Consider the following 14,436-nt stretch of genomic DNA (forward strand, 5'->3'; position numbering starts at 1 on the left):
TGAAAAAATACTCGCGAAAGTTTGAATGAGTTGTGGCTGAATCTTTCTTAACAACTAATTAGCAATTAAAGCTAAAACGCTTAACGTCAAAAGGTGTTTATTAACCCTAACGGCAATCATCACCTGTCGTGAACATTTTGGGATTGATAATCACTTTTAGACCATTGCTAAATTCGTAGCTTCAGCCAAGTGCTCAGCTATTATTTTCGAGGAGTATCGCCATGAAACAATTAATTAATGACGTAATTTCTATTTTCACACCGCAATCGGTTAAACCCGTTTTAATTCGTGGCGATTTAACCCACCGTGAACTCTCTTCCATTCATCCCGTCGGATTGACTTCCGTGAGCTGGGCGACCTCAATGGATGAACTGAATGATGCCTTCGTGCAGAAAGCGCTTGCCGCGGGCGCGGTGGGTTATCACATTACCGAAGTGGAATCACACGAACCGGCGCACGATGGTCAGCACGTAATGGCTGCCACCGCAACGCTTTATCACATCAATAGCAAAGTGGCCTATGGCTAATGTTGACCTTCTCCCAGCTTGAATTCACAGCCTGCCACTCATCATAGGCAGGCTTTTTTCTGCGAAATAGTCAGCAAGAAAATCGATAAAAATTTTAATCCGCGCGGATTCAGATGCGCGCTGGGTATAAACCGCCCACACGTTCGCTTCCTGATACCATTGCGGCAAAATATGAATTAGACGCTTGTCGGCTAAATAAGGCGCGACATCCCAGGCAGAACGCAAAGCAATGCCGTGAGATTTTAGCGCCCAATTCAGAATAACCTTGCCACTGTTAGAAGAGTAATGACTATTTAATCGGCAAACGGTCTTGTTTTCACCATCGTTTAACGTCCAATGACCGAAGGTATTATTATTTTCATTAATAATAAGACAACTGTGATCAATCAAATCATCTAAGGTCTGAAGCGGTGGTGACTGCGCTAAATAGGCGGCGGAGGCACATAAAATCCGCCGATTATCCGCCAGTTTTCTGGCAATGTACGAGTGATTGAATTCATCACCAACGCGAATATCCACATCAATGCCGGATTGCAATAAATCAATATCGCGATCGCTGAGCATCAGTTTAATGTTCAGCGAAGGATGGCGCGTCATAAATTCGGCAATCGCATCGGATAAATAGTCCTGACCAAAGCCAAATGAACAGGCCACGGTAAGATCGCCGGTGAGTTCACCGCGCCATTGCTGGAAGTTATTGAGGAAGGAATCCATTTCGTGCACCACGTGCAGCGCGCCTTCCAGTGCCTTTTCACCTTCTGGCGTCAAGCGCATCACGCGGTTGGTGCGGAAAAACAGCCGGGTTTCCAGCTGCTTTTCGAGGATGGCAATACGTTTGCTGATATAGGATGGCGACTGACCGAGTTCAATCGCGGCGCGGCCAAAACCTTCATAGCGCGCCACGCTGATAAATACATACAAATCTTCGACCGACGGCCATCCCTGAAGCGGCTTCTGATAACGTTTCCCGGCAAGCAGTATCTTCATAACCATCACGGCGTTAGAGAAATTTAGCCGGTTATAACACAGAATCCAGGAAGGGCTGAAGCTGGCTTAAAAACAGTTCGGGCACTTCCTCATGCGGCGAATGACCGCAAGGTAACGCGTAGCCTTGTAGATTGCGCGCTTTATCTTGCCAGGTTTCCACCACGTTATAGAGTTGACCAACCGTGCCCTTTTCTCCCCATAACAGCAGCAGCGGCGATTCAATACGTTTATCGCTGTCTTGCGCATCATCGTCTAAATCGATCGTCGCCGCGGCGCGATAATCCTCGCATACGGCATGAATCATCTCTTTAGTTTGATAACAGCGCAGATAGTCGTTGAATATGATGTCGTCGGTGGCGCCCGGGGTTTTTAATTGCCCATCAATGTGTTTACGCAGGAATAGAGCCGGATCGTGACCGATCATGGTTTCGGGTAAGGGATAAGGTTGAATCAGGAAGAACCACCAGAAATAACGCGTCGCAAAGGCTTTGTTGGTTAACGCATACATGGTCGCAGTCGGCGCAATATCGACAAATACGCAGCATGAAAGTTTATCCGGATGATCAAGCGCCAGCCGATGGCCCACGCGCGCACCGCGATCGTGACCGACAAATGCCACGCGCTCTAATGCCAAAGCCTCGATCAGCAGGCTGATATCCTGCGCCATCACGCGTTTCGAGTAAGGACGATGCGTCTCATCACTCGGCGGCTTGTCGCTGTCACCGTAACCGCGCAAATCTGGCAGAATCACGCGATACTTTTGCGCCAGCTGCGGCGCAATCTTGCGCCACGCCAAATGATTTTGCGGATGTCCGTGCAGCATTAGCAAAGGCGGACCTTCGCCGCCAATGGCGACGCGCAATGTAACGCCGTTCGCCAGTCGCACATCACTCAGCGTAAAGCCGTCGATAAAGGGTGAATCACCGCGTGGCGTAATCTCACTCATGCTGGGCATCCTGTACGGTGTTGCCGCGTTTCAGCCACGGACGCTGGGCAAAATGCTGCGCTTCAAACTCGGTGATATCGGCTGCGTATTGCAACGTCCAGTCCACCGCGCTGCCACCGCCCAATAACATCTCACGTTTTAGGGCGCTGACAGTGAACGCAATGCTTTGATTATTGAAGAGGATTACCTGATGTTCCAGCGACACGGTGATGCGATTTTTAGCGGGATCGTTCGCTGCTTCGCTCAGCTGCTGATAATCTTCTTCGCTTAACGTCAGCGTCAAAACCCCATTGCGCTGGCAATTATCATCGAATATGCCCGCAAAACTGGTGCCAATAATGGCGCGAATGCCGAGTTGATTAAGTCCCCAAACTGCGTGTTCGCGGCTGGAACCACAGCCAAAATTGGCGCCCACCAGTAAGAAGGCGGCATCTTCCCAGCCGGCTTGATTGAGAATGAAGTCGGGATTCAAGCTGCCATCAGGCAGAAAGCGCAGATCAAAGAACACGCCGCGATCCAAATCCTGACGATCGATGCCTTTGAGAAACTGCTTTGGCATGATCACATCAGTATCAATATTGGCAGCCGGCAATGGCGCCAGCGTGCCCGTAATGTTGTTAAACGCTTGCATATTAAACCTCTGCAGTCATGAATTTGCGGACATCAACCAGATGGCCGGCAATCGCGGCGGCGGCCACCATCGCCGGGCTCATTAAGTGCGTACGGGCACCTGCGCCCTGGCGGCCAGGGAAGTTGCGGTTGGTGCCGGACGCACAGCGATCGCCGGGTGCTAACACATCTTCGTTCATCGCCAGACACATCGAACAGCCCGATTGACGCCATTCGAAACCGGCGTTGACGAAAATCGCGGCTAAACCTTCCCGTTCTGCCTGCTGACGCACTTGCGTCGATCCCGGTACGATAATGCCGCGCACGTGTGGCGCAATGTTGTGGCCGTCGATAATCGCGGCGGCGGCACGCAGATCTTCAATGCGGCCGTTAGTACATGAACCAATAAAAGCGTGCGTAATGGCGATCTCCGCTAATGGCGTACCGGGTTCCAACCCCATGTATTTCAGCGCGCTGCGCAACGTTTGCTGTTTTACCGCATCTTTTTCCTGCGCCGGATCGGGCACACGGCCAGTAATGGCGCTGGCTTGATCCGGGCTAATTCCCCAGGTCACTTTCGGTTCGAGATCGCTGCAATCGATGGCGATGCGGCTATTGAAGTGCGCGTCTGCATCGCTACGCAAATCGCGCCACTCAGCAACGGCCTGTTGCCACAGCTCGCCGGTTGGCATTTGCGGTTTGCCTGCAATATAGGCAAATACTTTTTCATCCGGTGCGATAATCGCACCGCGCGCACCGGCTTCAACCGCCATGTTGCATAGCGTCATGCGCCCTTCCATGCTCAGCGCCTCAATGGCCGCCCCCGCAAACTCAATGGCATAACCGGTCGCGCCCGAGGCGCCAATCTGCTCGATCAGCGCCATGATGATGTCCTTCGCCGAGCAGCCAAACGGCAGCTCGCCGCTGACTGTCACCAACATGGTTTTCAACGTGCGATAAATCAGGGTTTGCGTTGCCAGCAGATGTTCAATTTCTGAGGTGCCAATGCCAAAACCGAGCGCGCCAAACGCACCGTAAGTGGTGGTATGGCTATCGCCTGCGGCAATCACCATGCCGGGCATCACCATACCTTGCTCGTGCGCCACCACATGTTCGATGCCCTGACGCGGGTCCAGCACGTCGAACAGCTCGATGCCAAAATGCGCGGCATTTTGGCGGAAGTAATCGACTTGTAACTGCCCGCCGGTGTCGGTCATCGCGTCATCACGCTCAGGTCGCGTGGGATTGACGTGATCGACATTCAGCAGAATGGTGCCCGGATTGCGTACCGGACGCTGGCGATCGCGCAGGCCACTAAACGCCTGCGGGCTGGTGTATTCATTCAGAATCGAGCGATCGATATAGAGCAGTACATGCCCTTCATCGTCTAACTTGCGAACCACATGTTGATCGATCAGTTTTTCATACAGTGTTTTGTTAGCCATGCCTTTGCCCACGCGAAAAGTAAAACAAGTCATTAGAGATGTTAGGGTAATACAGTTTGTGCGCGGGCAATGAACACGCTTCGTGCAGTGATGTTTTATGAAATGTGCAGCAGAGATCTGGTCGCCATAAATGGCGACCCTACATGGACGTTGTAGAGCGCGCATTTATGCGCACCCGATTTTTAGCCATGTCAGAGGGTTTCATTTGACCTAAGTCGCGTCACCCGATATAAAGAATACCCGCGCGGCTTAAGCGGTTTATCCTTGATTAATTTCCTCTCCTGTTCATATTTCACGCTATTTTCTTTTTTGTAAGTTAATTAATTAACACCAATACTTTATTAACTAAAAACAAGTTAATCATTCCGTAACAATCTCTTAATGTGCAAACCGAATTTTTAACGTTCACCTGCATTGCATAATAAGTAGGACTGGAATGATTCACACCAAAAAGATCGTGTCTGCCCTTTCGCTGGCAGCGCTGCTTGTCTCTTCAGCGGTACACGCTGAAGACGCACCGGAAAAAACTGACGTGCTGCTGATTGGCGGCGGCATCATGAGCGCCTCACTCGGCACCTGGCTGCAAGAGCTGCAACCGGGCTGGAAACAGCTGATGGTTGAGAAGCTGGACGGCGTCGCGCTAGAATCGTCGAACGGCTGGAATAATGCCGGTACGGGTCACTCTGCTAACATGGAGCTGAACTACACGCCTGAGCGTGCAGACGGTTCAATCGACGTTAGCAAAGCGCTGGAAATCAACGAATCTTTCATGATTTCTCGTCAGTTCTGGACGTCACAAGTGCAGCGCGGGGTGTTGCACGATCCGCACTCCTTCATTAACTCTACGCCGCACATGAGCTTCGTCTGGGGCGACAAAAATGTCGAGTACCTGACCAAGCGTTACGATGCGCTGCAGAAAACTACCCTGTTCCAGGGCATGAAGTTCTCTACCGATCATCAGCAGATCCAGCAATGGGCGCCGCTGGTGATGGAAGGTCGTGACCCGAATCAGAAAGTCGCGGCAACCTGGACGCCAGTCGGCACCGATGTCAACTACGGCGAAATTACCCGTCAGCTGATCGGTAGCCTGAAAAAAGATCAGAACTTCAAGCTGGAAACCTCATCTGAAGTCACTGATTTCAAGCGTAACGGTGACAACTCGTGGCACGTAACCATTAAAGATGTGAAGAGCGGCGATAAACGTTCAGTTGATGCGAAGTACGTGTTTATCGGTGCTGGCGGCGGCGCGATTAAGCTGCTACAGAAAACCGGCATTCCGGAAGCTGACAACTACGGCGGATTCCCAGTCGGTGGTTCGTTCCTGATGACCGAGAACCCAGAGATCGCTAACCGTCACCTGGAAAAAGTGTACGGTCAGGCTTCTGTGGGTGCGCCACCGATGTCAGTGCCGCACATCGATTCTCGTACCCTCGACGGTAAGAAAGTGGTGTTGTTTGGACCTTTCGCCACCTTCTCTACCAAGTACCTGAAAAACGGTTCGCTGTTCGATCTGCTGAGCGCCACCACCACCAGCAACATCATGCCGATGACGCATGTGGGTATCGACAACTTCGATCTGGTGAAATACCTGATTGGTCAGGTGATGCTGAATGACGACGATCGCTTTGCTGCGTTGAAAGAGTACTATCCGAACGCGCGTAAAGAAGACTGGAAATTGATTCAGGCCGGTCAACGCGTACAGATCATCAAGAAAGACGCAGAAAAAGGTGGCTTGCTGAAACTGGGTACTGAAATCGTGACCGATCAGCAGAAAACCCTGGCTGCACTGCTGGGCGCATCACCGGGCGCATCTACTGCCGCACCGATTACCTTAGACGTGATGAAGAAGCTGTTCCCAGAGCAGTTCGCTTCACCAGAGTGGCAGCAGAAGATCCGCGCTATTGTGCCAAGCTTCGGCCAGAAGCTGAACGGCAACACCGCGTTGACACAGCAAGTTTGGGACAACACCGCAGCCACGCTGCTGCTGACCAAACCACCGGTGATCAACATGGGCGACCAGACTGTTGCGCCTACGCAGGCTAAACCGCGTATGGAATCTGGCAAGCAGGATATGGCGCTCTAATCCACGCCAGAAGTGAATCAAGCCGGACTATGTCCGGCTTTTTTTATGCCTTATCGACAGATTTAGTGTACTGCCGTGACAATTGTTACCGGTGATGTAGGATGCATTTACCCACGCCATCCGCCAGTGATATAAATCCTCCTCTTCTCCTAACTCTCAGATAAGAGATATAAAAATGTTTTCTAAGCATTATGAAGTTGATGAAAAGCATATCGATTTTCAGGGCGTGGTCGATGGCCTCTACTATCCGTTTTACATGGAATGGACGCGCCATGCTTACATGCGTGAAGCCTTGGGTATCGATATCGAAGAAGAGTTTAAACAAGGCAAAATTTACATGGTGCTGGAATATTCCCTGCGCTTTCGTAAGAGCCTGGTAAAAGGTGACAATGTTGAAGTGACCTGCGTATTGACCAAAAATGAGAAACGTAACCGCGTCAATTTTGTGCAGCAGATTCTCGTCAATGGTGTGGTCTATGCCGATGCAACTTTTGTCGCAACCTGTCTGCAAAATGGTCGACCTTCAATGCCTGACGCGGTGATGAATGCATTAGCAGATGCGTGATACCCGTTAAGCTCCTCATCTATTCCCCGCTCATTGTGTAGCGGCACTATGAAGCGCGTAATGGATTGCGGTGCAACGAAGTCTGCCAGACGGTGCAACAACGCCGTAATCCCGAAGGCGCAAATTGGTCGTTGCTCAGCATGACTGGCGCGGGATGTGTTATCCCGCGCTGATTTACATTATGACTGGGCTAACTCAAGCATAGAGCTCAGCTTTGCCTACTGAAGAGAACAGCCGCATCTTGTGCGCAACCACCTCTTTGGCCGCGGCAATCGGTTTCACGAACAATTCACTGGGTTCATGCCCACCGCGCTTAATCTCATCTTCCAACATCACAAAAAAGGCTTTCTTCATATCGCTGGAGATATTGATTTTACTGACGCCATACTGAATGGCCTCGGCGACTTCGCTGTCTTTATTACCGGAGCCGCCATGCAATACCAGCGGAATATCGACCCGCGCGGCAATCTCTTTTAAACGTGGAATATCCAGCTTCGGTTGTTTGCCGACGGGATAAAGCCCGTGCGATGTGCCGATGGCGACGGCTAAAGTATCCACGCCGGTCTCTTTCACAAAACGTTCAGCCTGGTCGGGATCGGTAAACAGGATTTCGCTATGCCCGCCTTCGGCGCTCCCTTCCGCTACGCCAATGGTGCCTAATTCTGCCTCAACCGACACATCCGCTGCGTGCGCAATTTCCGTCATTTTACGCGTCAGCGCGATATTCTCTTCAAATGGCAGTAACGACGCATCAATCATCACCGAGGTATAACCGGTTTGAATGGCCTTAATATTGTGCTCCAGTGATTGACCATGATCCTGATGAATTACCACCGGCACACTGGCTTTAGCCCCTAACTCACGCAGATAAACAATAAAAGCATCGCCAACGAAATCATGCTCCACCGGATGCACTTCCAGAATAACCGGTGATTTCAGTTCTTCTGCAACTTCAATTACCAGGCGAGCGAATTCAGCGGAGGCGATATTAAAAGCACCGACACCAAACTTATTATTCTTAGCCACGCTCAAAAGATTCTTCATGTTGATTAACATCATTCACTCCTTCGGTAAGGGTTTCATTTACGTCTTTCTTAATCAATCGCAGGATCACCGCGGTTAATACCGCGCCCGCCGCGATGGCAAACATATAAGCCAGCACATGCGTAATCACATTGGGAATAAACAGGACAAATACGCCGCCGTGCGGTGCGCGTGATGCGCAACCCAGCGCCATAGAAAGCGCACCCGCCAAGCCTGAACCCGCACAAATGGCGGGGATTACACGTAGCGGATCGGAAACTGCATAGGGAATCGCGCCTTCGGTAATAAATGACAGCCCTAAAACATAGGTGACTTTGCCGGTTTCGCGCTCTTGTGTAGTGAACTTGCGGCCAAACAATGTGGTAGCCAGCGCGATACCTAATGGCGGAACCATGCCAGCTGCCATACAGGCCGCAATAGGTTCGTAAATGCCGGTGGACATTAATCCTATGGCGAACATGCACACGGTTTTATTTAACGGTCCACCCATATCAAACGCGACCATTACGCCAATCATCAGCCCCATAATGGCGGCATTCATATTGCCCATGCTTTGCAGGAACGAGGTTAACGCTTCTAGCAGCATCCTGATTGGCTGGCCGATAACTAAAATCATTAACGCACCGGTTAATAACACCGTCAGCAGTGGCACAATCAAAATGGGTTTTAAGCCCGCAATGGCCTTGGGAAGCTGGATATATTTCACCACCAATAACGTGATATATCCGGCGAGAAACCCGGCGAACAGCGCGCCGAGGAAACCGGCACCGGTATGTACCGCAAGCATGCCACCGACCGCGCCAGACACAATACCCAGATTGCCACTGATCGATTTACTGATGCCGAGCGAGAGAATGGGCAACATTAGCGCAAAGGCCGCACCGCCGCCGATGTCAGATAACATTTTTGCAATCGGACTGAAATTCGTATCTCCCGGCGTAGCTGCGGTAATACCAAAGGAAAAGCTTAGCGCAATTAATATGCCTCCGGCTATGACGAAGGGGATCATCAGATTTACGCCGGTAATGAGATGAATATAGAGCTGCGACAAGGTGGATTTTCCACTGGTCTGTGTATCGATTTCATCTCTGTTTATCGCTTCACTTTTGCTGCTTATCTCCGGTTTTAGCGCGCCGCTCATGATATTGCTTAATAATCCGCTCGCATCTTTCGCTGCGCGCGCTACCGGTACTTTAAATATGCGTTTTCCTTTAAATCGGCGTAGATCGATGACTTTATCCGCAGCAATCAACACGGCATCCGCCTGGCTAATATCATCCGCCGTGAAGTGATATTCACTCTCCACCGCACCGTGGGTTTCAACCACAATATCGATGCCCATCTTAGCGGCACTTTTTTTTAGATTCGCTTCTGCAATGTACGTATGAGCAACGCCTGTCGGGCAGGCGGTAATAGCGATCAGTTTCATTATAAACTCCAGGTAAAAAGTTTATACTCCGGTATTATTGACGATTAACCGATATAACTCTTCGTTAGTTTTGGCATTAATTAATCGCTCAACAACCTCATCATCACCCAGTGCAACAGAGACTCGGGCTAACACTTTAATATGTCCAATGCCGCTGTCGGCATGGCGTACCGCAAATAAAATTACCAGTTTTACCGCTACGTCCTCTTCGGTTTCCCAGTCAACCGGCGTGCGTAAATTAGCCACCGCCATGCGAGTTTCATTGACCGCCACCGATTTGCCATGTGGTATCGCTACCTGATTATCAAAACCGGTTGGCCCCAATGCTTCACGCGCTATCACATCCTGAATGAACAAGGCTTTGTCGTTGATAATATTCTCTGCAAAAAGTAGTGAAGAGAGCGCCTCAATCACTTCGATTTTATTACTCGCGACTAAATCGGTAACCACACAGGAGCGGGTTAAAATATCTGACACTATCACTTTATCCAGCATGATGTTTCTCCTTCATATTTTCATCAGAAAAAAGTCTTTCTGAAACTCTCGCAATATCTTTCTTCGAAAAAATTGCCGAGACATAAGCGACCGGTAACTCAACCTCTTCTAACTTGATGGTTGAGATAATTAAATCGCACTCTTTCAGTTCGAGTGTGTTTGAGAGCTGACTACCGGGTACGATGGCAATAATTTCCCACTCCGGAAACGCACGATTGATGCGACTGGATAATAGTTGCGATGTCCCGACACCACTGGAACAAACGATAATGATCTTCTTAGCGGCACGAAACTTATCCAGCGCAGTCTGTAAATAAATCGTCAGATACGCCACTTCATCATCCGAAATATTCGCATAACCGTATTTTTGATTGATCCGGTCAGCGGCCTTCTTCACCGCATGAAAAGCGCTGCTCAGCTCACTTTTAATTTCATCCAGCAACGGATTATGAATGGCGATGCCATAAGAGAGTCGGTTGAGCATCGGCTTAATATGCTGCGCTAAATCGTGGCGCAGTTTCTTATCCAGACTAAGGTCGAGGCCTAAATCTTCAGAGGATTCCCGAATCAGCCCATCAGCGTAGCGATCGGCTTCGCTATTCATCGGTAAAAAAATATTATCGCCTGGTGTCAGCGTATGGCGGCCCGATGAAATCAGATATTGATAGATATAACTCACTTCAATCGTAGGTAAGGTAATCCGGTACTCATCCTGCAGCCAGCTAACGGCTTTCTCCGCAATCGCCCACTCTTTGCCGTCATGTCGCGTATAGGATTGCACCTCTGAATGCGCCGCAAGACCCGCCGCGCGACGAATAGTGACCAGCAGATGCGAAAAGAGATTGGTGTAATAAGGCTCACTGATTGCACAGGTTAACTCATCTTCAATTAAACCTATCAGCGAAATGCAATTATCCACATTCACCTTGCCAAATTGATCGACTAATGTGGTTCTGGAGAAACGATCAATTCGGCTATCCACCGTTTGATAATGACTTAATACACTTACGGTGATGATTTCTTTTAATGCCATGCGTATATCCAGATCGTTACCGTGGATATAGGTGCCAGAATGGTCGCGAATCAACGCCAAAGAGAATGTCGCCAGCCAGGCTTCAACCTTCTTTAAATCTTCCACAATAGAAGATCGGCTGACAAAGAATTTCTCCGACAGCGCGCTGAGAGATAATGGCGCGGGAGATTGCGTCAGCAAATCGGTAGTGATCCCGACTAAGCGTTTAGTACTCAATATTTCATGGTGCTGTTCACCGACAGGTAATGCGCTACGCGAGAAAACGGAACCGCCATCAAAGCGTAATCCCAATCCCGGCTTGCTAATAATGCGACGTTGATTGTCTGAGCAAAATGCATTGATAACCTCAACATCTCTTCGCAGCGTACTGACAGAAATGGCGAGAGATTCGGCGACCCGATTTGCCGGAACCCAATCATTTTCCGTGGTCAGAAAATCAATAATTCCACTTTGTCGTTGGTTCAGTGCTGTCATTCTTGACGACCTTGGTTGTTTTCACCGTTACCCACCATGGATACGGTTATACGAGAGATAAGTAACGAGGAAAATACTAAATGATGGACAGAAGATGGACATATCATTGAACACTTAAATTCAGCTGATAAAGTGAGAAGGGGTTAATACGATGATAGAAGTAAACTCTTCATGAAGGCGCATGGCATTATTTTGACGGAGTTATCATTTTTAAAAATTAAAGCATTTAAATACATCAGGGATTACAAGAAGTGTGATGGGCGTCGTTATGCTAATTCAGATAGCGGCTACTTTGCGTTAAAAATCAAGTCTGGCTTTAATGAGTTTAATGCTTTGCGGGTTGATTATTTTGATGGCCATAAGTGACGTATTGTCGCTTACTTGCCTATTTATGCCGGTGCGCATGAATGCGCACCCTACGAAAAGCGTAGGGTCGCCATTCATGGCGACCGATTCACGCTTAACTGACGAGCGTTATGCCCCTGTGACGCGGAGAGTCGGAGATTACGCTCCCGCCCCTGATGGCGGTACCGTGGGCACACGCTTCCCTTTGAGCCTATTTCTTAACGCCGGTTCGGCATATTGAGTAATGACAAAGGCGATGTAATACAACACAAAGGCCACCACCAGCGGCATCAACGCCATAACGAAATCATTTTTAATATATACGTTGAGTTTAATCAACGTGGCGATCATCAGATTTTCATGGATCAGATAATAGGCGTAACTGGCGAAACCGATGGCGGTAAGAAAACGCAGAGAAAGGATGCGCTCCATCTGTTTCGAGTAAAAACTGGCTACAAAAAACAGCATGACCAGCAGCAAGGGAATGAGGGTTATCACCCCGGCATTCTTGATGAAATAACTGAAGTTAATCAGCAGCGCGCAAAGCACAATGGCGTAATGAAAAAGTTTGTCGCGACCATGCATGCGTTCATAGACTAAACTGCCCACCATAAACCAGGCATAATGAATAAAGCCGAACTTAGAAACAATATCAATGAACAGCGGATGCCCTAATGATTTCAAAACGGACGTTGCCGATAACAACAGCATGGGCACCAGCAGCGCCGGTAAGCAATATTTTCGCCCGAGGGTAAAATAGACTGCACCGATAATGAAATAGAAAACGGCTTCTACATAAAGTGACCAAAACGATCCCGCCATCGACTTGAATTCAATACCCGTCAGCTGAGTCAGTGTTTCTGGATTAGTGAATATCAAACCGGGCAGCAGATTCTTAACCAGCGGCGTCATTACTGACCACTCAGGGAAAAATCCCCCGACGGCAAACAGCAACAGGCTGGCAATCAACATAGCGGGAAACAGACGCAGCCAGCGTTTCTTCAAAAAGCTGATATAGCTCTCTGATTTATCGAGCGTCATAAAAATAACAAAGCCAGAGATCATGAAAAATAATTCCACTCCGAGCCAGCCATAATTAAGAATCGGAAAATGTTGAGTTACCCGAACATAAGGCAATAATTCCGGCCATCGCGCATAAGCATGATAAGCAATAACCATCAGGATCGCCAAACCGCGCATACCATCAAGGTGGGTTATACGTGCGTGCATAATTGCCTCGGCAAAGAGGACAGATAAGATAACTCAAATTAACCTGACAAATTTTTACAAGCAATAAGACTTATTCTGATTAATACACGGAGATTCAGAGTCCCTTTATTGAAACAACGCCATTCATTAATGGAGAGATAAACAGTTTCTCATCAATTATCAGTGATTAAATTAATTGAATGAGAAACTGGCATTTATTCATCACAATTTGTTATAAGGCCCGGGCCCGACCGATTCGCGCACAATTAATTCGCCGGCAAAAGTTTTATCATTGCGCATTTCGCCGCCATCCAGCATCGAGATCAGGCGCTCGATGGTTTCCTGAATCATTGCCGTCACCGGCATTTTCACACTGGATAAAGCCGGAATGGTAAATGGGGCCAGCGGAATATCGTCAAAGCCAATCACTGCAACCTGCGCGGGAACCGCAATCTGATGTGCCGCTAATGCCTTGAGCGCCCCAACAGCCATATCATCATTACTCGCGACCAGCGCGCTAAACGGCCTACCCTGCGCCAGCAACTGCTCAACCGCGTCCATGCCGTTTTGCGCCTGCCATTTTCCTTCCACGATCAACGCGTCTTGCACGGCAATGCCCTGTTTCTCAAGTGCCGCTTTATAGCCCGCCAGACGCTCGCGACCGGTGGGTGAATCGAGCGAACCGGTGATAAACGCGATGTCGCGATGGCCTAAAGCAATCAATTGTTGCACCGCTTCACTGCTGCTGTGCAACTGATCGGAATAAATGCAGTAGCTATCGTGCTGTCGTAGACGACGGTTGATCACCAATATCGGGTGTTTATGTTGCGCGATAATGCTGTCCATTTCATCGGTGGTGAGAAAACGCGGATAGATGATCACGCCATCACAACGCAGATCGAGCAGAAACTGAATCGCTGCGCGTTCCTCTTCCGCACTGTGTTTGCCATCCACCAGCAGCAATTGACGTCCCTGCTGCTCCATCAGTCGCGCGGAATGCTGCATCAATTCCGTAAAATAGCTGCCGGTGTACAAGGTGTTAGTAATCACTAAGCCGATGGTTTGACTGGATTTGGTGGCAAGATTGCGCGCCAGCAAGTTAGGGCGAAAATCGGTAGCGGCAATCGCCTGAAAAACTTTCTCGCGCTTTTCCTGGCTGACATAGCCATTGCCCGACAGCACGCGCGAAACCGTCGCTTTGGATACGCCTGCTACTTTTGCCACCTCGATTATCGTCGCCATGTT

The 14,436-nt window shown here is 49.3% G+C and carries 14 protein-coding genes; 4 read left to right on the top strand and 10 right to left on the bottom strand.

The features are described 5' to 3' along the window. Positions 1 to 221 precede the first annotated feature (221 nt). Entirely contained in the window at positions 222 to 527 is a 306-nt protein-coding gene (locus tag AC6I8K_RS20930; RefSeq protein ID WP_483818386.1) for a YdgH/BhsA/McbA family protein, read from the top strand. 24 nt (positions 528 to 551) lie between these two features. On the opposite strand, the gene AC6I8K_RS20935 is transcribed toward AC6I8K_RS20930, so the two are convergent. Genes AC6I8K_RS20935 through leuC form a run of 4 tightly spaced genes read right to left on the bottom strand, consistent with a single transcriptional unit; the run spans position 552 to position 4,514 of the window. Continuing rightward, entirely contained in the window at positions 552 to 1,514 is a 963-nt protein-coding gene (locus AC6I8K_RS20935; protein ID WP_483818385.1) for a LysR family transcriptional regulator, read from the bottom strand. Between the two features lie 31 nt (positions 1,515 to 1,545). After that, positions 1,546 to 2,460 (bottom strand): alpha/beta fold hydrolase, encoded by a 915-nt coding sequence (locus AC6I8K_RS20940; protein ID WP_483818384.1) that lies wholly within the window; start codon positions 2,458 to 2,460, stop codon positions 1,546 to 1,548. Then, a complete protein-coding gene (leuD, locus tag AC6I8K_RS20945; protein WP_497827499.1) occupies positions 2,453 to 3,091 on the bottom strand; it encodes a 3-isopropylmalate dehydratase small subunit in 639 nt (212 codons plus the stop codon). Before leuD ends, AC6I8K_RS20940 begins: the two co-directional genes overlap by 8 nt. 1 nt (position 3,092) lies before the next feature. Beyond that, entirely contained in the window at positions 3,093 to 4,514 is a 1,422-nt protein-coding gene (gene leuC, locus AC6I8K_RS20950; RefSeq protein ID WP_483818382.1) for a 3-isopropylmalate dehydratase large subunit, read from the bottom strand. A 436-nt stretch (positions 4,515 to 4,950) separates the two neighbouring features. Here leuC and mqo point away from each other — a divergent pair, with 436 nt between their 5' ends. Further along, positions 4,951 to 6,597, top strand: coding sequence for a malate dehydrogenase (quinone) (mqo, locus tag AC6I8K_RS20955; protein ID WP_497827500.1), 1,647 nt, complete (start codon positions 4,951 to 4,953; stop codon positions 6,595 to 6,597). Positions 6,598 to 6,772: 175 nt separating this feature from the next. Further along, positions 6,773 to 7,162, top strand: a complete 390-nt coding sequence (locus AC6I8K_RS20960) for an acyl-CoA thioesterase (protein WP_483818381.1) — start codon at positions 6,773 to 6,775, stop codon at positions 7,160 to 7,162. Positions 7,163 to 7,357: 195 nt separating this feature from the next. Here the strand turns inward: AC6I8K_RS20960 and AC6I8K_RS20965 are convergent, their stop codons facing one another. Genes AC6I8K_RS20965 through AC6I8K_RS20980 form a run of 4 tightly spaced genes read right to left on the bottom strand, consistent with a single transcriptional unit; the run spans position 7,358 to position 11,637 of the window. Next, positions 7,358 to 8,218 carry a ketose-bisphosphate aldolase gene (locus tag AC6I8K_RS20965; RefSeq protein ID WP_497827669.1) on the bottom strand — a complete coding sequence of 287 codons (861 nt, stop codon included), beginning with the start codon at positions 8,216 to 8,218 and terminating at the stop codon, positions 7,358 to 7,360. Beyond that, on the bottom strand, positions 8,181 to 9,635 hold the full coding sequence (locus AC6I8K_RS20970; protein ID WP_483818380.1) for a PTS fructose transporter subunit IIC: 1,455 nt from the start codon (positions 9,633 to 9,635) through the stop codon (positions 8,181 to 8,183). Before AC6I8K_RS20970 ends, AC6I8K_RS20965 begins: the two co-directional genes overlap by 38 nt. A gap of 21 nt (positions 9,636 to 9,656) precedes the next feature. After that, complete coding sequence (locus tag AC6I8K_RS20975) at positions 9,657 to 10,130, bottom strand: PTS sugar transporter subunit IIA (protein ID WP_497827501.1); 474 nt, start codon at positions 10,128 to 10,130, stop codon at positions 9,657 to 9,659. Further along, positions 10,120 to 11,637 carry a BglG family transcription antiterminator gene (locus AC6I8K_RS20980; protein ID WP_497827502.1) on the bottom strand — a complete coding sequence of 506 codons (1,518 nt, stop codon included), beginning with the start codon at positions 11,635 to 11,637 and terminating at the stop codon, positions 10,120 to 10,122. Before AC6I8K_RS20980 ends, AC6I8K_RS20975 begins: the two co-directional genes overlap by 11 nt. A 171-nt stretch (positions 11,638 to 11,808) precedes the next feature. On the opposite strand from AC6I8K_RS20980, the gene AC6I8K_RS20985 reads away from it, so the two are divergent. Beyond that, a complete protein-coding gene (locus AC6I8K_RS20985) occupies positions 11,809 to 12,003 on the top strand; it encodes a hypothetical protein (protein ID WP_497827503.1) in 195 nt (64 codons plus the stop codon). Between the two features lie 138 nt (positions 12,004 to 12,141). Here AC6I8K_RS20985 and AC6I8K_RS20990 read toward each other — a convergent pair whose 3' ends face one another. After that, on the bottom strand, positions 12,142 to 13,212 hold the full coding sequence (locus AC6I8K_RS20990) for an acyltransferase family protein (RefSeq protein WP_497827504.1): 1,071 nt from the start codon (positions 13,210 to 13,212) through the stop codon (positions 12,142 to 12,144). 201 nt (positions 13,213 to 13,413) lie between these two features. Further along, on the bottom strand, positions 13,414 to 14,433 hold the full coding sequence (locus tag AC6I8K_RS20995) for a LacI family DNA-binding transcriptional regulator (RefSeq protein WP_064739979.1): 1,020 nt from the start codon (positions 14,431 to 14,433) through the stop codon (positions 13,414 to 13,416). Between the last annotated feature and the right edge of the window lie 3 nt (positions 14,434 to 14,436).

The organism is Pantoea sp. X-Soil-ISGK-421 (genome assembly GCF_059730785.1).

What these genes read in the sequence shown, in the direction of transcription:
- AC6I8K_RS20930 (WP_483818386.1), top strand. Translation starts at nt 222, where the DNA reads ATGAAACAATTAATTAATGACGTAATTTCTATTTTCACACCGCAATCG.
- AC6I8K_RS20935 (WP_483818385.1), bottom strand. Translation starts at nt 1,514, where the DNA reads ATGAAGATACTGCTTGCCGGGAAACGTTATCAGAAGCCGCTTCAGGGA.
- AC6I8K_RS20940 (WP_483818384.1), bottom strand. Translation starts at nt 2,460, where the DNA reads ATGAGTGAGATTACGCCACGCGGTGATTCACCCTTTATCGACGGCTTT.
- leuD (WP_497827499.1), bottom strand. Translation starts at nt 3,091, where the DNA reads ATGCAAGCGTTTAACAACATTACGGGCACGCTGGCGCCATTGCCGGCT.
- leuC (WP_483818382.1), bottom strand. Translation starts at nt 4,514, where the DNA reads ATGGCTAACAAAACACTGTATGAAAAACTGATCGATCAACATGTGGTT.
- mqo (WP_497827500.1), top strand. Translation starts at nt 4,951, where the DNA reads ATGATTCACACCAAAAAGATCGTGTCTGCCCTTTCGCTGGCAGCGCTG.
- AC6I8K_RS20960 (WP_483818381.1), top strand. Translation starts at nt 6,773, where the DNA reads ATGTTTTCTAAGCATTATGAAGTTGATGAAAAGCATATCGATTTTCAG.
- AC6I8K_RS20965 (WP_497827669.1), bottom strand. Translation starts at nt 8,218, where the DNA reads ATGTTAATCAACATGAAGAATCTTTTGAGCGTGGCTAAGAATAATAAG.
- AC6I8K_RS20970 (WP_483818380.1), bottom strand. Translation starts at nt 9,635, where the DNA reads ATGAAACTGATCGCTATTACCGCCTGCCCGACAGGCGTTGCTCATACG.
- AC6I8K_RS20975 (WP_497827501.1), bottom strand. Translation starts at nt 10,130, where the DNA reads ATGCTGGATAAAGTGATAGTGTCAGATATTTTAACCCGCTCCTGTGTG.
- AC6I8K_RS20980 (WP_497827502.1), bottom strand. Translation starts at nt 11,637, where the DNA reads ATGACAGCACTGAACCAACGACAAAGTGGAATTATTGATTTTCTGACC.
- AC6I8K_RS20985 (WP_497827503.1), top strand. Translation starts at nt 11,809, where the DNA reads ATGAAGGCGCATGGCATTATTTTGACGGAGTTATCATTTTTAAAAATT.
- AC6I8K_RS20990 (WP_497827504.1), bottom strand. Translation starts at nt 13,212, where the DNA reads ATGCACGCACGTATAACCCACCTTGATGGTATGCGCGGTTTGGCGATC.
- AC6I8K_RS20995 (WP_064739979.1), bottom strand. Translation starts at nt 14,433, where the DNA reads ATGGCGACGATAATCGAGGTGGCAAAAGTAGCAGGCGTATCCAAAGCG.